At 70.4% G+C, this 24,215-nt stretch carries 23 protein-coding genes; 9 read left to right on the top strand and 14 right to left on the bottom strand.

The window, feature by feature from the left end; translation table 11 throughout:
• Position 1 precedes the first annotated feature (1 nt).
• The 4 genes from FD678_RS10985 to FD678_RS10970 are packed head-to-tail and all read right to left on the bottom strand — an operon-like array spanning position 2 to position 1,536.
• Positions 2-181: a DUF4177 domain-containing protein gene (locus FD678_RS10985; protein WP_140722968.1), complete on the bottom strand. Its 180-nt coding sequence runs from the start codon at positions 179-181 to the stop codon at positions 2-4.
• Entirely contained in the window at positions 178-372 is a 195-nt protein-coding gene (locus FD678_RS10980) for an Arc family DNA binding domain-containing protein (RefSeq protein ID WP_140722965.1), read from the bottom strand. Before FD678_RS10980 ends, FD678_RS10985 begins: the two co-directional genes overlap by 4 nt.
• Entirely contained in the window at positions 369-644 is a 276-nt protein-coding gene (locus tag FD678_RS10975) for a hypothetical protein (RefSeq protein ID WP_218569650.1), read from the bottom strand. Before FD678_RS10975 ends, FD678_RS10980 begins: the two co-directional genes overlap by 4 nt.
• Positions 645-663: 19 nt before the next feature.
• The gene (locus tag FD678_RS10970) at positions 664-1,536 is read right to left on the bottom strand and encodes an SPFH domain-containing protein (protein WP_140722959.1); all 873 of its coding nucleotides are present in this window, start codon (positions 1,534-1,536) and stop codon (positions 664-666) included.
• A gap of 118 nt (positions 1,537-1,654) precedes the next feature.
• Here FD678_RS10970 and purT point away from each other — a divergent pair, with 118 nt between their 5' ends.
• Entirely contained in the window at positions 1,655-2,842 is a 1,188-nt protein-coding gene (gene purT / locus FD678_RS10965; RefSeq protein ID WP_140722956.1) for a formate-dependent phosphoribosylglycinamide formyltransferase, read from the top strand.
• Positions 2,843-3,004: 162 nt separating this feature from the next.
• Here purT and FD678_RS10960 read toward each other — a convergent pair whose 3' ends face one another.
• Positions 3,005-3,772: an arginyltransferase gene (locus FD678_RS10960; RefSeq protein ID WP_140722953.1), complete on the bottom strand. Its 768-nt coding sequence runs from the start codon at positions 3,770-3,772 to the stop codon at positions 3,005-3,007.
• A 194-nt stretch (positions 3,773-3,966) separates the two neighbouring features.
• On the opposite strand from FD678_RS10960, the gene FD678_RS10955 reads away from it, so the two are divergent.
• A complete protein-coding gene (locus FD678_RS10955; protein ID WP_140722950.1) occupies positions 3,967-4,563 on the top strand; it encodes an EF-hand domain-containing protein in 597 nt (198 codons plus the stop codon).
• A gap of 432 nt (positions 4,564-4,995) precedes the next feature.
• On the opposite strand, the gene FD678_RS10950 is transcribed toward FD678_RS10955, so the two are convergent.
• Positions 4,996-6,252, bottom strand: coding sequence for a 6-phosphofructokinase (locus tag FD678_RS10950; protein ID WP_140722947.1), 1,257 nt, complete (start codon positions 6,250-6,252; stop codon positions 4,996-4,998).
• Positions 6,253-6,398: 146 nt separating this feature from the next.
• On the opposite strand from FD678_RS10950, the gene FD678_RS10945 reads away from it, so the two are divergent.
• From FD678_RS10945 to FD678_RS10935, 3 genes are all read left to right on the top strand, one after another.
• The gene (locus tag FD678_RS10945; protein WP_140722944.1) at positions 6,399-6,962 is read left to right on the top strand and encodes an adenylate kinase; all 564 of its coding nucleotides are present in this window, start codon (positions 6,399-6,401) and stop codon (positions 6,960-6,962) included.
• Positions 6,963-7,364: 402 nt separating this feature from the next.
• A complete protein-coding gene (gene mpl, locus FD678_RS10940) occupies positions 7,365-8,720 on the top strand; it encodes a UDP-N-acetylmuramate:L-alanyl-gamma-D-glutamyl-meso-diaminopimelate ligase (RefSeq protein WP_218569649.1) in 1,356 nt (451 codons plus the stop codon).
• Positions 8,720-9,301, top strand: coding sequence for an LON peptidase substrate-binding domain-containing protein (locus FD678_RS10935; protein ID WP_140722941.1), 582 nt, complete (start codon positions 8,720-8,722; stop codon positions 9,299-9,301). Before mpl ends, FD678_RS10935 begins: the two co-directional genes overlap by 1 nt.
• A gap of 270 nt (positions 9,302-9,571) precedes the next feature.
• On the opposite strand, the gene FD678_RS10930 is transcribed toward FD678_RS10935, so the two are convergent.
• Positions 9,572-11,563: a bifunctional DedA family/phosphatase PAP2 family protein gene (locus FD678_RS10930; protein WP_140722937.1), complete on the bottom strand. Its 1,992-nt coding sequence runs from the start codon at positions 11,561-11,563 to the stop codon at positions 9,572-9,574.
• A 194-nt stretch (positions 11,564-11,757) separates the two neighbouring features.
• Here FD678_RS10930 and FD678_RS10925 point away from each other — a divergent pair, with 194 nt between their 5' ends.
• From FD678_RS10925 to FD678_RS10915, 3 genes are all read left to right on the top strand, one after another.
• Positions 11,758-12,417: a serine/threonine-protein kinase gene (locus tag FD678_RS10925; protein ID WP_140722934.1), complete on the top strand. Its 660-nt coding sequence runs from the start codon at positions 11,758-11,760 to the stop codon at positions 12,415-12,417.
• Positions 12,418-12,697: 280 nt separating this feature from the next.
• On the top strand, positions 12,698-13,516 hold the full coding sequence (locus tag FD678_RS10920) for an SDR family oxidoreductase (protein WP_140722929.1): 819 nt from the start codon (positions 12,698-12,700) through the stop codon (positions 13,514-13,516).
• A 147-nt stretch (positions 13,517-13,663) separates the two neighbouring features.
• Positions 13,664-14,896, top strand: a complete 1,233-nt coding sequence (locus FD678_RS10915) for an acetylornithine transaminase (RefSeq protein ID WP_140722926.1) — start codon at positions 13,664-13,666, stop codon at positions 14,894-14,896.
• Positions 14,897-15,064: 168 nt separating this feature from the next.
• Here FD678_RS10915 and FD678_RS10910 read toward each other — a convergent pair whose 3' ends face one another.
• The 4 genes from FD678_RS10910 to FD678_RS10895 all read right to left on the bottom strand — a co-directional run bounded on the left by FD678_RS10910 (position 15,065) and on the right by FD678_RS10895 (position 18,570).
• Complete coding sequence (locus tag FD678_RS10910; protein WP_140722923.1) at positions 15,065-16,228, bottom strand: RNA polymerase sigma factor; 1,164 nt, start codon at positions 16,226-16,228, stop codon at positions 15,065-15,067.
• 73 nt (positions 16,229-16,301) lie between these two features.
• On the bottom strand, positions 16,302-16,826 hold the full coding sequence (locus FD678_RS10905) for a putative signal transducing protein (protein WP_140722920.1): 525 nt from the start codon (positions 16,824-16,826) through the stop codon (positions 16,302-16,304).
• Positions 16,827-16,842: 16 nt separating this feature from the next.
• A complete protein-coding gene (gene tesB / locus FD678_RS10900; protein WP_140722917.1) occupies positions 16,843-17,748 on the bottom strand; it encodes an acyl-CoA thioesterase II in 906 nt (301 codons plus the stop codon).
• A gap of 48 nt (positions 17,749-17,796) precedes the next feature.
• On the bottom strand, positions 17,797-18,570 hold the full coding sequence (locus tag FD678_RS10895) for an enoyl-CoA hydratase/isomerase family protein (protein WP_140722914.1): 774 nt from the start codon (positions 18,568-18,570) through the stop codon (positions 17,797-17,799).
• A 38-nt stretch (positions 18,571-18,608) separates the two neighbouring features.
• Here FD678_RS10895 and FD678_RS10890 point away from each other — a divergent pair, with 38 nt between their 5' ends.
• The gene (locus FD678_RS10890) at positions 18,609-19,052 is read left to right on the top strand and encodes a copper chaperone PCu(A)C (protein ID WP_218569648.1); all 444 of its coding nucleotides are present in this window, start codon (positions 18,609-18,611) and stop codon (positions 19,050-19,052) included.
• Between the two features lie 87 nt (positions 19,053-19,139).
• On the opposite strand, the gene FD678_RS10885 is transcribed toward FD678_RS10890, so the two are convergent.
• The 3 genes from FD678_RS10885 to FD678_RS10875 form a co-directional block, all read right to left on the bottom strand.
• The gene (locus FD678_RS10885; RefSeq protein ID WP_140722908.1) at positions 19,140-19,550 is read right to left on the bottom strand and encodes an acyl-CoA thioesterase; all 411 of its coding nucleotides are present in this window, start codon (positions 19,548-19,550) and stop codon (positions 19,140-19,142) included.
• Positions 19,547-22,495 carry an excinuclease ABC subunit UvrA gene (uvrA, locus tag FD678_RS10880; RefSeq protein ID WP_218569698.1) on the bottom strand — a complete coding sequence of 983 codons (2,949 nt, stop codon included), beginning with the start codon at positions 22,493-22,495 and terminating at the stop codon, positions 19,547-19,549. The genes FD678_RS10885 and uvrA overlap by 4 nt, the downstream gene beginning before the upstream one ends.
• 196 nt (positions 22,496-22,691) lie before the next feature.
• A complete protein-coding gene (locus tag FD678_RS10875; protein ID WP_140722902.1) occupies positions 22,692-24,191 on the bottom strand; it encodes an OmpA family protein in 1,500 nt (499 codons plus the stop codon).
• Positions 24,192-24,215 lie beyond the last annotated feature (24 nt).

Raw genomic sequence — 24,215 nt, 5'->3', positions numbered from 1 at the left:
CTCAGATCGCCTTCTTGAAGATCGCCAACGACGGCGACACCGAGTTGATGACCACGAAGTTCACCAGTTCCCAGCCCAGTTGGCCGTGCTTGTTCAGGACCTCCTGCAGGGCGTCCCGCTTGAAGCCGCCCATCAGGCCGGGCTTGATCTCGACGGTCAGGTATTGCCAGCGTTCGTTCATGGCGTCTCTTCCTTGCCTGGAGTATCGCCGGCTTTCGGCAGCCGGCCGGCCTTGCGCAGGGCGTCGCGCAGCACGTATTCGATCTGCGCGTTGAGGCTGCGCAGCTCGTCGTCGGCCCAGCGCTGCGCGGCCGCCAGCACCTCGGCGCTGATGCGCAGCGGATAGGCTTTCTTTTCCGGTTTCTCGCTCACCGGTCCGATCCCGGCCCGCCTCGGCGCAGGTGCCGCACCATCGAGAGCGCCAGCGCGTTCACCGCCACGACCAGCGCGATGACCACGGCGTAGATGCGCGGGTGGCTGTCGCCGGCCCAGTACAGGGCGACCGCGCCCAGCAGGATCGCCAGGCCGAGCAGGGCCCAGCGCAGGCCCAGCCCGCGCGAGCGCGCATCCCCGGCGCGGCCGGTCCAGGCCGCGATGGCCAGCGCGGGCAGGCCCGACAGGGCGAGAACCAGGGGCGCGATCACGTCCATCCGGCGACCCCCGTCAATACAGCGAGCCGGCGTTGACGATCGGCTGGGTGCCGCGATCGGAGCACAGCACCGTCAGCAGGTTGCTGACCATGTGCGCCTTGCGTTCCTCGTCGAGGTCGACCACGCCGTTCTTCTGCAGCTCGGCCAGCGCCATCTCGACCATGCCGACCGCGCCGGCGACGATGCGGGTGCGCGCGGCGATCACCGCGTTGGCCTGCTGCCGCTGCAGCATCGCCTGGGCGATCTCCGGGGCGTAGGCGAGGTGGCTGATGCGCGCCTCGATCACGTCCACGCCGGCCTGGGTGAGGCGTTCGTCGAGGTGCCGCTTGAGCTGCTCGCTGATCTCGTTGGGATGGCTGCGCAGCGAGATCTGGCCGTCCTCGTGCTGGTCGTAGGGGTAGCTGGTGGCCATCGCCCGCAGCGCGGCCTCGGACTGGATGTGCACGAAGCTCTCGTAGTCGTCGACGTTGTAGACCGCCTCGGAGGCGTCCATCACCTGCCAGACGATCACCGCGGCGATCTCGATCGGCGAGCCGTCCAGCTCGTTGACCTTGAGCCGGCCGCTCTCGAAGTTGCGCACGCGCTGGCTGACCTTCTTCTTCGCGTAGAAGGGGTTGTTCCAGCGCAGGCCGCTGTCCTTGGCGGTGCCGACGTACTTGCCGAACAGGCTCAGCACCGCGACCTGGTTGGGCTCGAGCATGTACAGGCCGGCCAGCAGGAAGATGCCGGCCGCGCAGGCCACGGCGGCGATCGTGATCACCAGCCCCGGCAGCGGGGCGTGGCCCAGGACGGCCGCCACGATCGCCCAGGCCGCGGCCAGGAACACCGCAACGATGGCGACGACCAGCGGAATGCCGGGGAGCGAGGCGAGGGGCTTCTCTTTCATGGCGGGGCGTCCTTGGGTTGTTGGGCGAAAAGATATCAAATTGATATCAATGTGCAAGTGCCGGTCCCGGCAGGCGCCGGCCGGTAGAATTGGCGCCCCTTTCCCGCCCGGATCCGCCATGACCACGCTCGGTACGCCGTTGTCCCCGTCCGCCACCCGCGTGCTGCTGCTCGGCTCGGGCGAGCTGGGCAAGGAGGTGGCGATCGAACTGCAGCGCTTCGGCGTGGAAGTGGTCGCGGCCGACCGCTATGCCGACGCGCCGGCGATGCAGGTCGCGCACCGCTCGCACGTGATCGACATGCTCGACGCGATGGCCCTGCGCCAGCTGGTCGCGCTGGAAAAACCGCACCTGATCGTGCCGGAGATCGAGGCGATCCATACCGAGACGCTGGTGCAGCTCGAACAGGAACACGGCCAGAAGGTGGTGCCGACCGCCCGCGCGGCGCGGCTGACGATGGACCGCGAGGGCATCCGCCGGCTGGCCGCGGAGACGCTCGGCCTGCCGACGTCGCCGTACCGCTTCGTCGATACGCTGCAGGAGTACCGCGCCGCCGTGGCCGAGATCGGCATGCCGTGCGTGGTCAAGCCGGTGATGTCCTCCTCGGGCAAGGGGCAGAGCACGCTGCGCAGCGCCGCCGACATCGAGCCGGCATGGGAATACGCGCAGACCGGCGGCCGGGCGGGCGCCGGGCGCTGCATCGTCGAGGGCTTCGTCGACTTCGACTACGAGATCACCCTGCTGACCGTGCGCCATGCCGGCGGCACCTCGTTCTGCGATCCGATCGGACACTGGCAGAAGGACGGCGATTACCGCGAGAGCTGGCAGCCGCAGCCGATGTCGCCGGCCGCGTTGGCCGAGGCGCAGCGCATCGCCAGGGCGGTCACCGACGACCTCGGCGGCTGGGGGCTGTTCGGCGTGGAGCTGTTCGTGAAGGGCGACCGGGTATGGTTCTCCGAAGTCTCGCCGCGCCCGCACGACACCGGGTTGGTGACGCTGGTGTCGCAGGAACTGAGCGAGTTCGCGCTGCATGCGCGCGCGATCCTCGGCCTGCCGATCCCGACGATCCGCCAGAACGGGCCCTCGGCCTCGTGCGCGATGCTGGCGCACGGCGAGGGCGTGCCGGTGTTCCATGGCGTGGCCGACGCGCTGCGCCAGCCGGACACCGCACTGCGCCTGTTCGGCAAGCCGAGCGTGCATGGCCATCGCCGCGTCGGCGTGACGCTGGCGCGCGGCGAAAGTACCGATGCGGCCCGCCAGGCGGCGCGCGAGGCGGCCGAAGCGATCGCGATCGAGCTGAAGGCCTGAGCAGCGCTTTCGCAGGGCGGCTTTTTGTGGGAGCGGCTTCAGCCGCGATGAGGCTTTCGGCGTTCATGCAGATCCCTCTGCAACAGCCTGCGCATCCTTGTGCAGGGGTTCAAATGGGAAAGCCTCATCCGCTCCCATACAGAAGCAGTTCCTGCGGAAACGTCAGCGGATCGCGCTGACCGCGCCCCAGGCGGACGCGAAATCGCGCCACTGCCGGCCGTCGTAGGCTTCCAGGGCACGGAAGCGGCGCTTGTAGTCCATCTTGGCGTGGCCGCGGATCCAATAGCCGAGATAGAGGTGGTCCAGGCCGTCGCGGAGCGCCCATTCGATCTGCCGCAGGATCGCGAGCGTGCCCAGCCCGCGCGCCGCGGCATCCGGCGCATAGAACGTGTAGACCGCCGACAGCGCGTGCTCGGTCACGTCGGTCACCGCCACCGCGAGCAGCCGGCCGCGCCGGCCCGGGTCGCCCGGTTCGCGGATCTCCATGAATCGCCCGTGCGACCAGCGCCCGATCAGGAACTGGTCGAACTCGCTGGCACCGTGGTCGTCCATGCCGCCGCCGGGATGCCGGTGGCGCAGGTACTGCTGGTACAGCGCCAACTGCTCGTCGGTGCGCTGCGCGGCGACGATGCGGCTGACCAGGTCGGCGTTGCGCGCCATGCAGCGGCGCTGGCTGCGATCGGGCACGAACGCGCGCACGGGGATGCGCACCGGCACGCAGGCCCGGCAGTGTTCGCAATGCGGCCGGTAGACCAGGTCGCCGGAGCGGCGGAAGCCCCAGCCGAGCGCCTGCGGGTAGATCGAGCCGAGCCGCGGATCGTTCGGGTCCAGGACCAGGTCGCGCGCCAGCCGCTCCGGCCAGTAGCCGCACGCGTGCTGCCCGGTCTGAAACAGGCGCAGGTCGTCGCGGTTGTCGGCATGGATGGCCATGGCGATGAGCATAGCGCCTGGACGTCGCAGCCGCCGCGACTGTCCGGTAGATGAATGCGGCCCCGATGTGGTCAACGCCGGCCGCCATGGTTCGTTGATCTCCGCGATGGCGCGATCGGCCTGCACGGTACGGATCGTGACCTGTCGGATCCCGGCGACGGGATCGTGCAGTCCACCTCTCACGGAGCAAACCCATGACCTATCGCAAACCCCTCCTCGCGCTCGCCGTGCTGGCCGCCTTGTCGGCCGGTACCGCGTTCGCCGCCGATCCGCCGCCTGCCGCCGGCACGAGCCCGATGAAGACGAGGCTGGCCGCGCTGGACAAGAACGGCGATGGCGTCATCGATCGCAGCGAGGCCGCGGCCGATCCGCGGCTGGCGGCCAAGTTCGACGAGCTGGACAGGAACAAGGACGGCAAGCTCTCGCCGGACGAGCTCCGCTTCGGCCATCGCGGCCACGGGCGTCCCGGCGAGCTGTTCGCCAAGCTCGACACCAACAAGGACGGCCGCATCAGCCGCGAGGAAGCCAAGGCCGACCCGAAGTTCGCCGCGCGCTTCGACAAGATGGACGCGAACAAGGACGGCTACGTCGACAAGGCCGATTTCGAGGCCCTGGCCAAGCAGCGCCGCGACGCCTGGTTTGCCGCGGCCGATACCGACAAGAACGGCAAGCTGAGCAAGGCCGAGTTCGATGCGGCGGCCGCCAAGCGGGGGGGATTGTGGGGCCATCACGTTTTGCGCGATGGCAAGCATCCGATGCCGGCCAAGCCGGCGGGATCGCAGCAGCAGTAGGTTCTATCGCAACAAGGCGCCGATTCGACCGGGCCCCGGCAGCGATGCCGGGGCCTGTTTTTTTCGGGATCGGGAATTCCATGCGCCGTCGATCGCTGCGACCACGGCGCCGGCGCGATGGTCGTTGTGGCACGGGCTCCAGTCCCCGTTAGCCCCACGCATTCCGTTCGACGACCTGGATCTTTCCTTCTCCCGCTCGCAGGAGAAGGGGGGGGCTCGATGTCGAGCTGGAGCATCCCCGCGCTTTCCTTCTCCCGCTCGCGGGAGAAGGTGCCCGAAGGGCGGATGAGGGCATGGGGCGAAGCTTGGCATCTTTACCGTCGTCCGCATGGGCCCCGGGAAAGCGGAAGGCAAGCCCGAAGCAACGACCTGGCCGTCGGTACGCCCAGGAACACTCGTGCGGGAACGGCGGCTATGCCTACGGCACGACGATCAGCCTTCCCAAGCCTGCAGCTTCTTGGCCACCGCGACATTCTTCAACGCCACGTACTTGGGCAGGCCGTCGCTGCCGTAGGGCAGCGGGGCCTCGCCCTTGATCAGCGGCGCGAGGTAGCGGCGGGCGCGTTCGGTGATGCCGAAGCCGTCCTTGCTCAAGAAATTGGCCGGCATCTTGCGCTCGGCATTGGCGACCTTGCTCAGCGGCGCCGGTTCGATCTTCCAGCGGTAGGGGGCGTCGGAGGTGCGCACGATCACCGGCATCACCGCGTTCATGCCTTTCAGCGCGTACTGCACCGCGGCCTTGCCGACCGCCTGCGCCTGCTCCCAGTCGGTCTTCGACGCGACGTGGCGCGCCGAACGCTGCAGGTAGTCGGGCAACGTCCAGTGCACCTTGTAGCCCAGTTGCTGCTTCACCCGCTGCGCGAGGAACGAGGCGACGCCGCCGAGCTGGGCATGGCCGAACGCGTCGGTGCCGCCGCCGGCATCGGCGACGAAGCGGCCGTCGGCGGTATGGATGCCCTCGCTGGCCACCACCACGCACCAGCCCACTTTCTTCACCACCGCATCCACCCGGGCCAGGAAGGCGGCCTCGTCGTACGGGCGCTCGGGCAGCAGGATCACCTGCGGCGCCTCGTCCGGCGACTGCCCGGCCAATCCGGCCGCGGCGGCCAGCCAGCCGGCGTGGCGGCCCATCGCTTCGTAGATGAAGACCTTGGTCGAGGTCTCCGCCATGGCGGCCACGTCCAGCGCCGCCTCGCGCACCGAGACCGCGGTGTACTTGGCCGCCGAGCCGAACCCGGGACAGGTGTCGGTGATCGCCAGGTCGTTGTCGATGGTCTTGGGCACGCCGATGCAGTGCAGCGGGTAGCCGAACGCCTCGGCCAGCTGCGAGACCTTCCAGGCGGTGTCGGCCGAATCGTTGCCGCCGTTGTAGAGGAACCAGCGCACGTCGTGGGCGCGCAGGACCTCCAGCAGGCGCTCGTACTTGGCGCGGTCGGCTTCCAGCGACTTGAGCTTGTAGCGGCACGAGCCGAACGCGCCGCCCGGGGTGTGGGCCAGCGCCCGGACCGCCGCGATCGATTCCCTGGAGGTGTCGATCAGCTCCTCGCGCAGCGCGCCGAGGATGCCGTTGCGCGCGGCCAGCACCTTGACCTTGCGCGCGCGGGCCTCGCTTATCACCGCCGCAGCGGTGGCGTTGATGACGGCGGTGACGCCGCCGGACTGGGCATACAGCAGGGTGCCTTGGGCCATGTGGGTGCAGCTCCTGGGTCAAGGGGACATTGCCGGGACATTGCCCGGATGCGGTAAGCTGGGCGACATTGCGGTGCAACGTAGGCGATGCCGATGAGTCTAACGCCGCGCGCCGCCCCCTGGTTTTCACCTATGGAGTCACATTGATGCGATTGGTTCTGTTGGGGCCACCCGGCTCGGGCAAGGGGACGCAGGCGGCACGCCTGAAGGAAAAGCTGCAGGTTCCGCATATTTCCACCGGCGACCTGCTGCGTGCCGAAGTCGCCGCCGGGACGCCGCTCGGCCTGCAGGCCAAGGAAGTGATGGCGCGGGGCGAGCTGGTGTCCGACGACATCCTGCTCGGCATGCTCAAGTCGCGCCTGGGCCAGCCCGATGCGGCCAAGGGCTTCATCCTCGACGGCTACCCGCGCAACCTGGCCCAGGCCGACGCGCTGACCAAGCTGCTCGCCGAGATCGGCCAGCCGCTCGACGCGGTGGTGCAACTGGACGTCGCGACCGACCTGCTGGTCGAGCGCATCGCCGGCCGCGCCAAGGCCGAAGGCCGCGAGGACGACAATCCCGAGTCGGTGCGCAAGCGCCTGCAGGTCTACAACGACTCGACCGCGCCGGTGATCGGTTTCTACGAGCAGCGCGGCACCCTGGCGCGCGTGGACGGCGTGGGCTCGCTGGACGAGGTGCTGGACCGCATCATGGCGGCGATCAAGCGCTGACGCTGCGTGCCGGGACCATGTCCCGGCTGCGCGGTCGACCGGCAGGCGCAGGCCGCCGCCGGCCGGCCGAAGCCGCAAAAAAGAACCCCGGTGCTGCCTGGCAGACCGGGGTTTGTTGTAAGAGCCAGTGACAGGGCTTGCTCAGGGCCCCCGCAGCATGAGCTCCCTTGGGGATGGCCTCTTGGGGAGTAGGACCGAATGGGATACTGCGACTGGCGTAACGGATTGTGTCGATGAATGCGCCCTGGCGATATCAGGGAGTTCCTGACAATTTGTCAGATTTCCCTGATGCGCCGGCGAGCGCTTTTCCGGCGGAGCGAGAGCCGCGCCGCGAGGCCGGCGGGCGGTGCCGGATCGGCCGGGCTCGGCTAAAGTGGCGCGAATGACTACGGAAGTACCGTTTTGAAGATCCATATCCTCGGAATCGCCGGCACCTTCATGGGCGGCGTGGCGGCGCTGGCGCGCGAGCTGGGCGTGCAGGTGGAGGGCAGCGACCAGGCGATCTACCCGCCCATGTCCACCCAACTGGAGAAACTCGGCATCGCGCTGGCCCAGGGCTACGCGCCCGGCAACATCGCCGCCGACTGCGACCAGGTGGTGATCGGCAACGCGCTCTCGCGCGGCAACCCGGCGGTGGAGGCGGTGCTGGACGACGCCCGCAGCTACACCTCCGGCGCGCAGTGGCTGGCCGAGCGGGTGCTGCCGGGCCGCGACACGCTGGCGGTGGCCGGGACCCACGGCAAGACCACGACCACGACGATCCTGGCCTGGCTGCTGCAGGCGGCGGCGCGCGAGCCCGGCTTCCTGGTCGGCGGCGTGGCCGAGGATTTCGGCGTGTCGGCGCGGCTGGGGAAGGGGCGCGAGTTCGTCGTGGAGGCCGACGAGTACGACACCGCGTTCTTCGACAAGCGCAGCAAGTTCGTGCACTACCGGCCCAAGGTGGCGATCCTCAACAACCTGGAGTTCGACCACGCCGACATCTTCGCGGACGTGGCCGCGATCCAGCGCCAGTTCCACCACCTGGTGCGCACGGTGCCTGGCAACGGCCGCCTGATCGTCAACGGCGAGGACGCGAACCTGGCCGAAGTGCTGGCGATGGGATGCTGGACGCCGGTGGAGCGGTTCGGCTTCGATCCCGCGATGGAGTGGAGCGCGCGCCTGGTCGAGGCCGATGGCAGCATGTTCGTGGTGCTGAAGTCCGGCGTGGAGATCGGCCGCGTGGAATGGCCGCTGCTCGGCCGCCACAACGTGCTCAACGCCTTGGCCGCGCTCGCGGCCGCGCATGCGGTCGGCGTCGATCCGGCCGGGGTGATGCCGGCGCTGCGCGAGTTCCGCAGCGTCAAGCGCCGCCTGGAAGTGCTCGGGCAGCCGCGCGGCATCACCGTCTACGACGACTTCGCCCACCACCCGACCGCGATCCGCACCACGCTGGAAGGCCTGCGCGCCCGGGTCGGCGACGCCCGCATCGTGGTGGCGATGGAGCCGCGCAGCAATTCGATGCGGCTCGGCGCGCACGCGCAGGCGCTGGCGCCGTCGCTGGATGCGGCGGATGCGGTGGTGTTCCTGGCGCGGCCGGAACTGCCCTGGGACGCCGGCAAGGTGGTCGCGCAGGTGCGCGGGCAGGCGCAGGCGGTGACGGACGTCGATGCGCTGCTGGATGCGCTGGCCGCGCAGGTGCGCGCCGGCGACCACGTGGTGTTCATGTCCAACGGCGGCTTCGACGGCGCGCCGCGCCGGTTGCTGGAGCGGTTGTCCTGATGGTGGAGGCGGTCGCGACGCTGCCGCTGTTCCCGCTGCATTGCGTGCTGCTGCCGGGCGCGGCGATCGGCCTGCGGGTGTTCGAGCGCCGCTACCTGGACCTGGTACGCGAGTGCGGCCGCAACGGTGGCGGCTTCGGCGTATGTCTGATCCTGGAGGGAGAGGAGGTCGGCGCGCCGGCCACGCCGGCGGCGTACGGGGTGGAGGCGAGGATCGAGGACTTCGACGTCGGCGGCGACGGCGTGCTGGTGTTGAAGTTGCGCGGCGCCCGGCGCTTCCACGTCGTGCGCACGCGGGTGCGCGACAACGGCCTGGTCGTGGGCGAAGTGGAGTGGTGCGAGCCGGACAGCGACGACGAACTGCGTCCCGAGCACGGCCTGCTCGCGACGGTGCTGGGGCACATGCTCGAACAGGTCGGCGGCGAGTACGCATCGGTCGGCCCGGCCCAACTGGACGAGGCCGCCTGGGTCGGCTGGCGACTGGCCGAACTGCTGCCGCTGGCCGAGGAACAGCGGCTCGCGCTGTTGCAGATGGACGACCCGCACCAGCGGCTGGAGCAGCTGCTGGCGTGGATGCCTTGAAGCCGGGGCCCGGGATCCGGAAGAGCGACAGGCCCGCTTCGGACTGGGTGTCGGTGTGGGAGGGACTTCAGTCCCGACAGATGGCCGGTAAAACCCTGTCGGGACTGAAATCCCTCCCACAGTAAAGCGGGAAGCAAGAAACCTGCGAAAAGCATCGAATCGCTTGACAGCCAAAGTCAGGCAAAGATGCTTTCCCGAATCCCGAATCCCGAATCCCGAATCCCGAATCCCGAATCCCGAATCCCGAATCCCGAATCCCGAATCCCGAATCTAACGGGCATCGATCAACAACAGCGGCACATCCGAGTTCGGGCGCTGTTCGATCCGGTGCGGCAGCCCGCCCAGCGATTGCCGCAACGCCTGCAGCGCCGGATCGACGCCGCGCATCGGATGCCATAGGCCGATCAGGCTGAAGTGGCGGCTGTAATGCAGCGTCTGGGTGCTGCCCAGCCACAGCGGCACGTCGCCCGGCTGCAGCCGCGCCGCGGCGGGCCACAGGCGCAATACGTGCAGTTCGTCGCCGCGTTCGCCCCGGCGCACCATCAGCAGCGACTCGACCTGGGTGTCCAGCGTGGCCGGCAACACCGGCACCTCGTCCGGCGTGGCGCCGACATTGAGCACCTGCAGCGCCTGCTCCCAGCCGGCCTGCGGCTGCAGGCGCCAGCCCTGCGCCTGCAGCTGCCGCTGCAGCGGCTGCAGCGGGCCGGCCAGCTGCACGTCCAGCGGCCAGCGCTGGTCGTCGTCGAACTCGTTGCGGCGGGCCGGCAGTTGCCGCCACTCGTGCTGCCACCAGGCATCGGCCTGCAGCGCGACCGGGATCGGCGGCGGCGGTTCGAACTTGGCCAGCTTGCGTTCCAGGTTGCGCGGCGCGAACACCACCGCCGCGAGCAGGAAACTGCCATAGAACAGCCACGACACCGGCTTGACCCAGAACGAACGATTGAAGCGGCGGCGGTAGGCGATGCCCAGCACCAACAGCCAGAACACGCCGAACAACATGCCGCCGACCACGTCGCTGAGCCAGTGCGCGCCGAGGTAGAGGCGGGCGAAACCGATCACGGAGACGATCGCGCCGCAGACCAGGTAGGGCCAGACCCGGTTGCGGCCGGGCAGCTCGCGCGCGACCAGCACCGCGAAGAAGCCGAAGGTGATCGTCGCCATCGTCACCGCCACCGACGGGAAGCCGAAGCCGCTGCTGGCCGCGGGCGGACGCACCACGTGCACGGTGGTGCCGAGCAGCTTGGTCAGGGCCAGGCCGAAACCGAGCGCGGCCAGCCAGTGCAGCACCGACATCCAGCGCCGCCGCCAGGCCAGGTAGCCCATCGCGACCGCGATCGCCGGGGCCAGCACCTGCCAGTCGCCGAGCGAGGCCAGCGCCACCATCGGGTAGTCGGCGAGCGGGTTGCGCAGCGCCAGCATCAGATCGTGCACGGCCAGGTCGAGGCCGAGCGGCTCGCCGTGCGCGAGCACGACCATCAGCAGCACGAACCAGCCCCAGCCGAGCAACAGCAGCATCACCGCCAGCACCGCCAGCGGCACCGACTCGCGCCGGCGCGGATCGAGCACGCCGCCGGACCAGTTGCCGATCAGCGGATGGCGATGCGACCAGTCGAGCAGGCGAGCGAGCAGCACATCCAGGTGCGCGGCCGACCAGCGGTAGCCGTACAGCACGCCCGCCCAGACCAGGCCGAGCACCGCCAGCAGCAGCGCCACCACCACGAACAGCCGGCCGGCGACCGCGGCGACGGCGTCGTAGGCCTGGCCCAGCACCCAGCCGGGGGCGAGGAACAGCACGGCCCACGAGATGCAGGCCATGCCGCTGGCCAGGGCATAGCGCCGCAGCGGCATGCGCGCCATGCCGGCGATGGCGGGCACGAAGGGACGGATCGCACCCACGTAGCGGGCCACCAGGATGCTTTTGAAGGCGTTGCGCCTGAACAGGACCTCGCCCCGGTCCAGCAACTGCGGGTAGCGGCTGAACGGCCAGATCCCGCGCAGCCGGTGGCCCCAGCGATGGCCGATCCAGTAACTCAGGGCGTCGCCGAAGAAGGCGCCGAGGGCGGCGCAGGCGACCGCATAGGGGCCGTTGATCTGGCCAAGGCCGATCAGCACGCCTACCGCGAACAGCAGCGGCAGCGCCGGCACGATCGCGCCCAGGATGATGACGGCATCGCTGAAGGCGATGGCGAAGATGACCGCACCCGCCAGAGTGGGGTGGTTGCCGATCCACTCCAGCGTGGTGTCGATCCATGATGAATTCATCGGGCGATTATAGGCGGGCGTCGTTGCTGTCTGGCCGGAGCCCAGAGGGGGCCGGCAGGGAGGAGGGCTCGTGGCCTGGAACGACGTTGGAGTGCGCGCGCGGCCGGAAGTTCACGGCCGCCGCGATGCGCTCCTGGCGCCCGGAGCGGCGAGCCTCCGGCGGGAAAGCCGGGGCGAGCGCCTAGAATGTCCCGATGAAGCCCCTGCCTCCCGACAGCTCCGCGCTCAAGTCCGACAGCTTCGGCCGCATCCTGCTGGTGCGCGGGCCGTCCGGGACCTTCGTCCGGCGCGACCTGAGCGCTTCGCCATGGTGGTTGCGGGTCCCCGCCTGGTGGCTGGCGCGGCGCGAGGCCTCGGCCCTGCGCCAGCTCGACGGCATGCCCGCCACGCCGCGCCTGCTGGGCTGGGACGGCACCTGGCTGGACCGCAGCTTCATGGCGGGGCAGGCGATGTACCAGCGCCCGCCGCGCGGCGACCTGGCCTACTTCCGTGCCGCGCGCCGCTTGCTGCAGCAGGTGCACCGGCGCGGGATCGCCCACAACGACCTGGCCAAGGAGGCCAATTGGCTGGTGTTGGAGGACGGAAGCCCGGCCTTGATCGACTTCCAGCTGGCGGTGCGTGGCCATCCACGCTCGCGCTGGATGCGCCTGCTCGCGCGCGAGGACCTGCGCCACCTGCTCAAGCACAAGCGGATGTATTGCGGCGACGCGCTGACGCCGGTCGAGAAGCGCCTGCTCAGGCGGCATTCCTGGGTGCGCAGTCTGTGGTTCGCCAGCGGCAAGCCGGTCTATCGCTTCGTCACCCGGCGCATCCTGCATTGGGAGGACAACGAAGGGCAGGGGCCGAAGCCTTGAAGTTGGGCTTGGGGCCCGGGACCGGGGCCCGGAAGAGCCTGCATCGGGAGAATGGCCGCCGCAGGAGGGACTTCGGTCCCGATGGGCTTTGTCGGCCCTCCGTCGGGACTGAACGGCCCCGGCATGCCGAGGCCACTCCCACAAGAAAGCCAAAGAACGGCAGAGAAAGCATCGAATCGCTTGACAGCCAAGGCCAGGCAAAGATGCTCTCCCGAATCCCGAATCCCGAATCCCGAATCCCGAATCCCGAATCCCGAATCCCGAATCCCGAGGTTTCCCGATGGCCACGCTCGCAGGCAAGACCCTCTTCATCACCGGTGCCTCGCGCGGCATCGGGCTGGCGATCGCGCTGCGCGCGGCGCGCGACGGCGCCAACGTCGCGATCGCGGCCAAGTCGTCGGTGCCGAATCCCAAGCTGCCGGGCACCATCCATTCCGCGGCCGAGGCGGTGATGGCGGCCGGCGGGCAGGGCCTGGCGCTGAAATGCGACATCCGCGAGGAGGAACAGGTACGCGCGGCGGTGGAAGCCACCGTCGATGCGTTCGGCGGCATCGACATCCTGGTCAACAATGCCAGCGCGATCTGGCTGCGCGGTGCGCTCGACACGCCGATGAAGCGCTTCGACCTGATGCAGCAGGTCAACGCGCGCGGCACCTTCCTGTGCGCGCAGGCCTGCCTGCCGCATCTGCTGCAGGCGGCCAATCCGCACATCCTGACGCTGGCGCCGCCGCCTTCGCTCGATCCGCGCTGGTGGGCCCCGCACACCGGCTACACGCTGGCGAAGATGGGCATGAGCTTCGTGACGATCGGCCTGGCCGCCGAGTTCGGGCCGCAAGGCGTGGCGGTCAACGCGTTGTGGCCGCGCACGCTGATCGCCACCGATGCGTTGAACATGATCCCCGGCGTGGATACCCGCAACGGCCGCCGCCCCGAGATCGTCGCCGACGCCGCACATGCGGTGCTGACCCGGCCCGCGGCCGGGTTCAGCGGCCGGTTCCTGATCGACGAGCAGGTGCTGGCGGAAGCCGGGACGCGCGATTTCTCCGGTTACGCGGTCGATCCCGACGCGCCCTTGCTGCCGGACCTGTTCCTGGATTGAACCCGGCTGCCCGCGCGCGCCGGGATGCGCGCTGCGGCCGGCGCGGCAGGCGCCCGGACCGGTGCGCAAGCCATGTGCCGCGGGCCGGCGAATGCGCGAGAATGCCAGGCCCGCTTCCGGGCGACTTCCCGAGCCATCCCTACCGCCATGAGCACCACGACCGATTCCCCGCTGTCCCTTGCGCACTACTACCTGCCGGTCTACCGCCCGCGCCAGGTGGTGCTGGAGCGAGGCCAGGGATCGCGGCTGTGGGACGACCGGGGCCGCGAGTACGTGGACCTGTCCGCGGGCATCGCGGTATGCGGCCTGGGCCATGGCGATCCCGACCTGGTCGCGGCGCTGACCGAGCAGGCCGGCAAGCTCTGGCATACCAGCAACGTGTTCTACAGCGAGCCGCCGCTGCGGCTGGCCGAGGAACTGGTGAACGCCTCGCGCTTTGCGCGGAAGGTGTTCCTGTGCAACTCCGGCACCGAGGCCAACGAGGCCGCGATCAAGCTGGTGCGCAAGTGGGCCGCCAGCCAGGGGCGCACGCCCGACCGCCGGGTGATCGTGACCTTCCGCGGCAGCTTCCATGGCCGCACCCTGGCCGCGGTGACCGCCACCGCGCAGCCCAAGTACCAGGAGGGCTACGAGCCACTGCCGGGCGGTTTCCGCTACGTGGACTTCAACGACGAGGTCCAGCTGGAGACCGCGATGGCCGCCGGCGACGTCGCCGCGGTGATGATCGAGCCGGTGCAGGGCGAGGGCGGCGTGATGCCGGCCAAGCCGGGCTTCCTGCAACGCGTGCGCGAGCTGTGCGACCACCACGGCGCGCTGCTGGTGCTGGACGAGATCCAGTGCGGCATGGGCCGCACCGGCACGTTGTTCGCGCACTGGCAGGACCAGGTCACGCCGGACATCGTGACGCTGGCGAAGGCCCTGGGCGGCGGCTTCCCGATCGGCGCGATGCTGGCCGGGCCGAAGGTGGCCGAGACCATGCAGTTCGGCGCGCACGGCACCACCTTCGGCGGCAATCCGCTGGCGGCGGCGGTGGCGCGCGTGTCGCTGCGCAAGCTGGCCTCGCCGCAGATCGCGAGCAACGTGAGCCGGCAGGCGCAGGCGCTGCGCAGCGCGCTGGAGGCGATAGGCAAGGAAAGCGGCATGTTCACGCAGGTGCGCGGCCGCGGCCTGATGCTGGGCGCGGTGCTGGCGCCGGCGCATGCCGGCCAGGCCGGCGCGATCCTCGATGCCGCCGCCGAACAGGGCCTGCTGGCGCTGCAGGCCGGCCCGGACGTGCTGCGCTTCGTGCCGGCCCTGAACATCACCGACGCCGAGATGGCCGACGGCATCGCGCGCCTGCGCAAGGCCGTCGCCGCCTACCTGGGCACGCGCAAGGCTTGAAAAGGCGGAAGGCGCAGGCTTCCCATGCCGCGCCTGCCCGCCGCAGGCATGGCGACAGCCGCGATGAGGCTTTGCCGGTAGCGCTTCATCGCGGCCGATGGCCCTGGGCCACCCGGAGCGGCTCCCGCAGAAGCGGCTCCTACATCGTTATTGCTCGGTTGCCTGGTTTCAGACCGCCCTGTTCAGTAGGAGCGGCAAGGCCATCAGCACGACGCCGGTATTGGAAACGATGAGGCCGCTGGTTCCGAAGTTGAGCCGATAGACCAGCTGGCGGCGCCCGGCGGTCTGCGGCGCGCGCGCCGCATCGCGGGCGAGCAGGGGCGCCATCACCCTCGGCACCGTCACGATCAGGTCGTAGTTGAGCACCACCAGCCCGGCGAGCATGGCCAGCGCCAGCGGCCAGGGGCCGTGCGTGAGCAGCCCGATCGCGGCGGCCGCCGCGACCGCGATCGCGGCGTGGACCATGTAGCGGCGATAGGCGCGCCACACCTGCAGGCGTTCCTGCTCGGTCTCGGTATAGGAGAACAGCAGGCGGCTGCACAGCCAGAACACGATGCCGCCGCCGGCGATGCCGCCCAGCAGCCCGCCGAGCACGGCGGTACCGCTTGCCGCGCCGGTGCCGAGCAATGACTTGGCCGCCAGTCCCGCGCCCAGGCCGGCGCCGACCGCTTCCACGCCCAGGCCCAGCGGGGGCTTGGCGGTGGCGACCGCCAGGGCCAATGCCTGGCCGAACGCCACGCCGGGCGCGCTGCCGCAGGCGAAGCGGCCGAAGCGCTGCAGCAGTTCCTCGCGCACCATGGCGCGCGCCCGCGACAGGCGCTTGCGCACCGCCGCGTCGCTCAGGCCCAGCAGGTCGGCGACCTGCTGCGAGCGCTGGCCTTCGCGGTAGTACAGCAGCAAGGCCTCGCGGCTGTCCTCGGGCAGCGCGGAGATGATGTCGGCCGCGACGGTTTCCTCTTCGATCCGCAGCAGGCGGTCCGCCGGCGAAGGGCCGGGATCGGCGGCCATGCCGATGGCGATCTCGGCCGCCTCGCCGCTCATCGGCCGATGGCGATGGGCGCGCAACCAGTCGCGCGCCAGGTTGCGGGTGATCTGGCGCAGCCAGGGCATGAAGCTGGCCGTGTTGTTGAGCCGCGACAACTGTTGCCAGGCGCGCAGGAACGCCTCCTGCGCGATGTCCTCGCTGGCCTGCACGTCGCGGGTGATCGCGAGCGCGATGGCGGTCACCGTGTTCTGGCAGGCCGCCACGATCCGGCCATAGGCCTGCGGGCAGCCGCTGCGGGCGATCGGCAGGTCGCGTTGCAGCATCAGGTCCAGCGTCTGGGCGTTCATGGGCGCGCTCCGTTCCGTACGCGATCATGACGCAGCCGGGCGGCGGATGTGACCGCCCGGGCACAAGCCCTGGCTAGCGGGTGGGTTCGATCCGGACCCGCTGTTCCTGCTCGCCCTGCTGCGGGGCCTGCGGCTGCGGAGCTTGTTGCGGCGGCTGCGCCGGCGCGGCCACCGGCGGGGGCGAGGGCGCGGCCGGTGCCGGGGGCGCGCGATGGCGCAATGCGATGAACAGCGCGATCGCGCCGATCACCGCCAGCAGCGCGATCCTGATGCGCCAGGCCCAGTTGGCGCGCGGCGGCTGGCCGGCGCCGGGCAGCCCGGCGAAGCCGTAATCGGCATCGGGCAGGTCGCGCCGCGTGGTGTCGAGCAGGCGCGCCTGGCGCAGGATCTCGCGGGCCCGTGCCTGGTCGTTGGCGTGCACGACCCAGACCGACGGATAGTTCTGCGCGTTGCCCTGTTCGAGGTAGCTGAACTGGCCGCTGCGCTTGCTCTGGTAGGAGCGGCCGTTGCTCACCCGCACCTCGATGCCGGCGTCGCGCAGCAACTGCGCCACGCCTTCGGCGGTTTCCACGCGCTGGCTGCTGAAGATCTTGCGCATCGTTCGGGGATCGCTCTCAGTCTTTGGCCGGCACCGATGCCGCGCTGCCGTCGCGCACGACGCGGATCAGGCCTTCCTGGGTGGTGCTGGCGACCAGCACGCCGTCGCGGGTGAAGAACTGGCCGCGCGCCAGCCCGCGCGAGCCCTGCGCGGTCGGGCTGTCGAGCGAGTAGAGCAGCCAGTCGTCGGTGCGGAACGGGCGGTGGAACCACAGCGCGTGGTCGAGCGAGGCCATCTGCACGTTCGGCGTGTAGTAGCTGATGCCGTGCGGGAACGTGGACGTGCCCAGCAACTGGAAATCCGATGCGTAGGCCAGCAAGGCCTGGTGCAGGCCGACGTCGTCGCCGACCGGCTCGTTCAGGCGCAGCCACATCTGCTGGAACGGCGGGCGCTTGGGCGGGTTGAGTTCGTCGCGCGGATAGACGTGGCGGAACTCGAACGGGCCGCCGCGGGTCAGCCAGCGCTGCACCTTCGGCGGCAGCTTGGCCATCACCTCCGGCGCGACCGGAGGCGTCTGCTCGATGTCCTCCGGCGGCGGCACCACGGGCATCTTGGCCTGGTGCTCGGCGCCCGGCTCCTCTTCCTGGAACGAGGCGGCGCAGAAGAAGATCACCTTGCCGTGCTGGATCGCGGTCACCCGGCGCACCGAGAAACTGCCGCCGTCGCGGGTGCGGTCCACGTCGTAGACGATCGGGTGCTCGATGTCGCCGGCGCGCAGGAAATAGGCGTGCAGCGAGTGCGCGCGGCGGCCGTTCTCGACCGTCGCCTGCGCCGCCGCCAGCGCCTGGCCCAGCACCTGGCCGCCGAACACGTACTTGGTGCCGATGTCGCGGCTCTCGCCGCGGAACAGGTTGTCTTCCAGCCGCTCCAGCGAGAGCAGGCTGATCAGTTCGGAGACGACGGTGACGACGTTGTCGGACAAGGGACGGGATCTTGGGCAGCGTGGCCGCGAATTATACCGGCGGGGCGCTCACCCCTTGCGCAGCCGTTCCGCCAGCGCGTTCAGCGCGGCCTGGGCGTTCGGCGCGTACCAGGCCTCGACGAAGCGGTCCAGCCGGATGTGCTGCGGCGCCAGCGCCTCGCGCAGATCGGCGCGGGCGATCGCGCGCGTGGCCAGCATCGGCTCGCGCGGCAGCTTCAGCAGCGCCTGCAGCCAGGCGACGGCGCGCGCGACCACCTGCTCGCCGTCGGCCAGCTCGTCGACCAGGCCGATCTGCGCCGCGCGTTCGGCCGGCACCATCTCGCCGGCGACCAGCAGCCGCTCGGCGCGGTGCGCGCCGACCACGCGCCGCAGCAGGCGCTGGATGCCTTCCGGCGCCACCAGTCCCACCTGCACCTCGTTCAGGCCGATCGCGTAGGGACGCGCCGGATCGACGCTGCGCGCCATGACCCGGTAGTCGCAGCACAGCGCCAGCACGCAGCCGCCGGCCGGCGCATGCCCGGTGAGCGCGGCGGCGACCGGGACTTCGCAGTCCGCCAGCGCCTGCGCGGCCGCGAAGAACGCGCTCCAGCTGTCCAGCAGCTTGCCGCGGTCGGCGCCGTGCGAGAGCAGGTGCGGCACGTCCAGCCCGCCGGAAAAGATGCGTTCGCCGCCGGACAGCACGATGCCGTGCCTGCCTTCGGACTGGGCCTGCGCGACCGCGGCGGCCAGGCTGCGGCACAGCGCCGTGTCCAGGGCGTTCGCCGGCGGCCGGGCCAGGCGGATCTCCCGGATCGGTCCGTGGTCGAGGATCTCGAGGCTCATGCGTTGCTCCGGCTGGCGGTCTGCCTATGATAGTCGGCATGAAAACGACCCTCGCGCTCGTCGCCGGATGGCTCCTGGCCTCCTCGTTCGCGGCCCACGCCGCGCCCCAGTGCCTGCCGCGCTTCGAGGGCGGCTGGGTCCGCCTGCCCGCCAACGCGGCGATGCCGATGAGTGCCGGCTTCGGGCGTTTCGCCAACGCGTGCAAGGCGCAGGCCGAGGTGGTATCGGCATCGAGCCCGGCCTTCGGCGACGTGTCGCTGCACGAGACCACGCAGGTCGACGGAGTGAACCGGATGCGCGAGGTGGAGGCGTTGCCGTTGCCGGCCGGCGGCAAGGCCGAGCTGCGCCCGGGCGGCCTGCACCTGATGCTGATGCAGGCGAAGCAGCCGCTGCGCGAGGGCGAGCGGCTGCCGGTGGCGTTCAAGCTGCGCGACGGGCGCGAGGTGCTCGGCGAACTGGAAGTGCGCAAGGCGGCGCCGTAGGCGACGCGCGTTTCCTGTGGGAGCGGCTTATCGGGGAGGCCTCATCGCGGCTGAGGCCGCCCCCACAAAAATGCCTGGTGGCTGTGTTCAGCTCGACGCCGCGCGGACCGCCTCCGGCAGCGGCGCGCTCTTGCCGGTCTGGGTGTCCATCCACACCACCACCACGTTGCCGTCCGAGTACAGCACCGACTCGTCCTTCTGGTCGACGATGCGGTGGCCGATGGTGACGCTGCTGTTGCCGAGGCGTTCGACGAACAGTTCGACCAGGATGTCGTCCGGCCACACGATCGGGCGGCGGTAGTTGACGTTGGTCGCGGCCACCACCGGCGCGATCCGGTCGCTCATCGACACGCCCGGCACGCCCAGCATCCAGCGCACGCGCGCCTCCTCCAGGTAGGAGATGTACTTGGCGTTGTTGACGTGACCCATGCTGTCCATGTCGCGCCAGCGCACGCTGATCGGGACGCGCGCCAGGATCTTGGGGGTGTTCTCGCTCATCGTGCGGCTTTCTTCTTCGGTGGGGTCTTCTTGGCGGGCGCCTTCTCGGCCTTGGCCTTGCGCGGCGGCAGCGCCTCGGGCTTGTTGGCGACGGCGGCGGGCTTGCCCGGCCGCGCGGCGATCGACGGCAGCATCTTGGCGAGGAACTGGCCGGTGTAGGACTGCGGGTGCGCCGCCACGTCCTCGGGCGTGCCGGCGACCAGGATCGTGCCGCCGCGGTGGCCGCCCTCGGGGCCGAGGTCGACGATCCAGTCCGCGGTCTTGATCACATCCAGGTTGTGCTCGATCACCACCACCGTGTTGCCCTCGTCGCGCAGCTTGTGCAGCACGCCGAGCAGCGCCTCGATGTCGTGGAAGTGCAGGCCGGTGGTCGGCTCGTCGAGGATGTACAGCGTGCGGCCGGTATCGCGCCGCGACAGCTCCTTGGACAGCTTGACGCGCTGCGCCTCGCCGCCGGACAGCGTGGTCGCGCTCTGGCCCAGCTTGATGTAGCTCAGGCCCACGTCCACCAGCGTCTCCAGCTTGCGCGCGATCGCCGGCACCGGCTCGAACAGCTTGAGCGCGTCCTCGACGGTCATCTCCAGCACGTCGTTGATGCTGTGGCCCTTGTAGAGGATCTCCAGCGTCTCGCGGTTGTAGCGCTTGCCGTGGCAGACGTCGCAGGGCACGTACACGTCGGGCAGGAAGTGCATCTCGACCTTGATCATGCCGTCGCCCTGGCAGGCCTCGCAGCGGCCGCCGCGCACGTTGAAGCTGAAGCGGCCGGGCGAATAGCCGCGCGCGCGCGCCTCCGGCACCTGCGCGAACAGCTCGCGCAGCGGCGTGAACAGGCCGGTGTAGGTGGCCGGGTTGGAGCGCGGCGTGCGGCCGATCGGCGACTGGTCGATGTCCACGACCTTGTCGAACAGGTCCAGGTTCTCGACCTCGCGGTACGCCGCCACCGGGTGCGAGGCGCCGTTGATCTCGTTGGCGGCCAGCGCGAACAGCGTGTCGTTGATCAGCGTCGACTTCCCCGAGCCGGACACGCCGGTCACGCAGGTCAGCAGGCCGGCCGGGATGTCCAGGTCGACGTTCTTGAGGTTGTTGCCGGTGGCGCCGCGCAGGTGCAGCGTCATCTTCGGGTTCGGCTTGTGGCGCTGCCTGGGGATCTCGATCTGGCGCTTGCCGGACAGGTACTGCCCGGTCAGCGAGCGCGGCGAGGCGAGGATGTCCTGCAGCGTGCCTTGCGCGCAGATCTCGCCGCCGTGCACGCCGGCGCCGGGGCCGATGTCCAGGATGTGGTCGGCCAGGCGGATCGCGTCCTCGTCGTGCTCGACCACGATCACGGTGTTGCCGAGGTCGCGCAGGCGGGTGAGCGTGCCGAGCAGGCGTTCGTTGTCGCGCTGGTGCAGGCCGATCGACGGCTCGTCGAGCACGTACATCACCCCGACCAGGCCGGCGCCGATCTGCGAGGCCAGGCGAATGCGCTGGGCCTCGCCGCCGGACAGGGTGTCGGCCTTGCGCTCCAGCGTGAGGTAGTCCAGGCCGACGTCGACCAGGAAGCCCAGCCGCTCGCCGATCTCCTTGACGATCTTGGCGGCGATCTCGCCGCGCCAGCCCGGCAGGCTCAGCTCGCGGAAGAACGACAGCGCCTCGTCGATCGGCATCACCACGATCTCCGGCAGCGGCCGGTCGGCGACGAACACGTTGCGCGCGGCGCGGTTCAGGCGCGCGCCGCGGCACTCGGCGCAGGGCTGCTCGCTGATGTACTTGGCCAGCTCCTCGCGCACTGCCGGCGACTCGGTCTCGCGGTAGCGGCGCTCCAGGTTAGGGATGATGCCCTCGAAGCGGTGCTTGCGCTGGGTGCGGCCGCCGGATTCGGTGAAGTAGGTGAAGGTGATCACTTCCTCGCCGCTGCCGTACAGCACCGCCTTGCGCACCTGCTCGGGCAGCGACTGCCACGGCGCGTCGACGTCGAACTTGTAGTGCTTGGCCAGCGAGGCGATCAGCTGGAAGTAGTAGGCGTTGCGGCGGTCCCAGCCGCGCACCGCGCCGGCCGACAGCGACAGCTCCGGATGCACCACGACCTTGGCCGGGTCGAAGAACTCGGCCACGCCCAGGCCGTCGCAGGACGGGCAGGCGCCCATCGGCGCGTTGAACGAGAACAGGCGCGGCTCCAGCTCGGGCAGCGAGTAGTCGCAGACCGGGCAGGAATACTTGGAGGAGAACAGCTGCGGCGCCGCCTTGGGATCGTCCAGCGACATCACCGCGGCCATGCCGTCGCCCAGCTTGAGCGCCGTCTCGAAGCTCTCGGCCAGGCGCTGCTTGATGTCCTCGCGCGGGCGGAAGCGGTCGATCACCGCCTCGATGGTGTGCTTCTGGCGCAGCGCCAGCGCCGGCACCGCGTCGATCTCGTACAGCTCGCCGTCCACGCGCACGCGCACGAAGCCCTGCGCGCGCAGCTGCTCGAACACCTGCGCGTGCTCGCCCTTGCGCTCGCGGATCACCGGCGCCAGCAGCATGTAGCGCTGCTCGGCGTCGAGCGCGAGCACCTGGTCGACCATCTGGCTGACCGTCTGCGCCTCCAGCGGGTAGCCATGGTCCGGGCAGCGCGGGGTGCCGACGCGCGCGTACAGCAGGCGCAGGTAGTCGTAGATCTCGGTGATCGTGCCGACCGTGGAGCGCGGGTTGTGCGAGGTCGACTTCTGCTCGATCGAGATCGCCGGCGACAGGCCCTCGATGTGGTCGATGTCCGGCTTCTCCATCACGCTCAGGAACTGCCGGGCGTAGGCGGAGAGCGACTCGACGTAGCGGCGCTGGCCTTCGGCGTAGATGGTGTCGAACGCCAGCGACGACTTGCCCGAGCCGGACAGGCCGGTGATGACGATCAGCTTGTCGCGGGGGAGGTCGAGATCGAGATTCTTGAGATTGTGCGTCCGCGCGCCGCGGATGCGGATGTAGTCCAGCGCCATCGGGTGCCTTCGAGCGGGGAGGGGCAGTGCGGGGAAATCCGGGCCAATAGACAAGCCTATCGGCTGGACAGGATGGGGGCAAATGAGCGGAAAGGAAGTCTCGGCGACGACCGTCGCAAGATCTGAGACGGAGCCCCACGCAAGAGGGCGCCCGCGAAGGCGCCCTCCGGACGGTGCCCGCGGCCGCGGTTCACTTCAGCACGGTGAAGATCATGCGGCGGTTCTGCGCACGGCCCTCCTCGGTGGCGTTGTCGGCCACCGGCGCGTCCTGGCCGTAGCCTTTCGCCGCCAGCCGGTCGGCCGGCGCGCCCAGCTCGACCAGCTTGCGCTGCACTGCGTCGGCGCGGTCCTGCGACAGCTTGAGGTTGGCCGCGGCGTTGCCGGTGTTGTCGGTATGCCCGCCGACCTCGATGCGCGTGCCGGCCGGCATCGCGGCGATGGCCGTGGCGGCGCGCTCGAGCGTCTCGGCGCTGTCGGCGGTGATGGTGGCCGAGCCGGTGGCGAAGCCGATCGTCAGCAGGTTGAGGGCCTTGGCCAGGTCCTCGGGGCTGGATTGCGGAGTCAGCGCATCGAGCGCGGCGGAGGCGCGGTCCCACTGGCCGGTGATGTCGAAGCCGCCGAACGCGTCGCGCACGGCCTGGGAGGCGGCGAAGCGCTCCGCTTCCGGCAGGCCGCCACTCTTGATGTCGACCCGGTTGCCTTCCAGCCCGAGCGACAGGCCCGGAATCCGCAGGCTGGGCAGCGCCGCGACCAGCTTGTCCAGCCAGGGCGCCGGGGCGAGCCCGGCGGCGACCTTGAAGTCGCCGTCCACGGCGGAGGCGCCGTAGGCCTTGCGCAGGGCGTCCATCAGGCGGGTGCGCTCGGCATCGCTGCCCAGTTCGCCGCTCACGGCCAGCTTGTCCTTGCCGAAATCCAGCGCGGCATGGGCGGTGCTGGCAGGCGCCGTGCCTGGTGCTGGGGCGCCTGCCGTCGCGGCCGGGGAGGCTGGGGCCGGGGCCGGGGGTGCGGGAGCCGCCGATTCGGTGGCGGAACTCGCCGAACCAGCCGGCCCGGCCGGGCGGTGGCAGCCGCGCAGCAGCAGGAAGCCGACGATGATCGCCGCCGCCAGCAACAGCCAGGGCAGCAGGCGGCCGGTGCCTCGCCCGGTCTGGCGAGCGGCATCGGCGACGGCACGGGCTCCCGCGTCCGCGGAATGGCCGGCCGCGCGTGCGCCGCCGGCGACCGCCCCGCCAACGGCCGCCGCGCCGCCCGCCAATGCGCCCCAGCCATGCGAGCCCAGGTCGCCCAGCCAGTCGCTGGCGCTGGCCACCCAGCCCTTGAGCGTGTCGGGGAGGCCGGCCGGCACCTGGCCGTCGGCGCTGAGCCGGTCGACCAGGCCGGGCAGCGCGCCGCCGATGGCGCCGGCGGTGGCGGCGCTGTCCAGGCCCAGCCGGCTGGCGATGCCGCCGATCAGCGGGGCGCCGAACACGTCCTGCACCTGGGCGGGGGTGATGGGCTGGTTGGGGCCGGTGCCGACCCACGATTGCACCAGTTCGCCCAGCCCCTTTTGCCGGAACCGGTCGATGAAGCCGGCGAATCCCCCCTGCTTCTCGTCGAAGATCAATGCGGTCAGTGCCCCTAGCAACTGCCGGGCCTTGTCGGCGCTCAGGCCGGTGCGCCCGGCCACGTCTTCCATCAGGCTGTCGAACATTTCCGTGCTCCTCTCGAATGGATG

The organism is Pseudomonas sp. Hp2, assembly GCF_006386585.1.
GTDB classification, from domain to species: Bacteria; Pseudomonadota; Gammaproteobacteria; order Xanthomonadales; family Xanthomonadaceae; genus Pseudomonas_S; species Pseudomonas_S boreopolis.
This window is presented reverse-complemented; position numbering and strand designations above follow the sequence as displayed.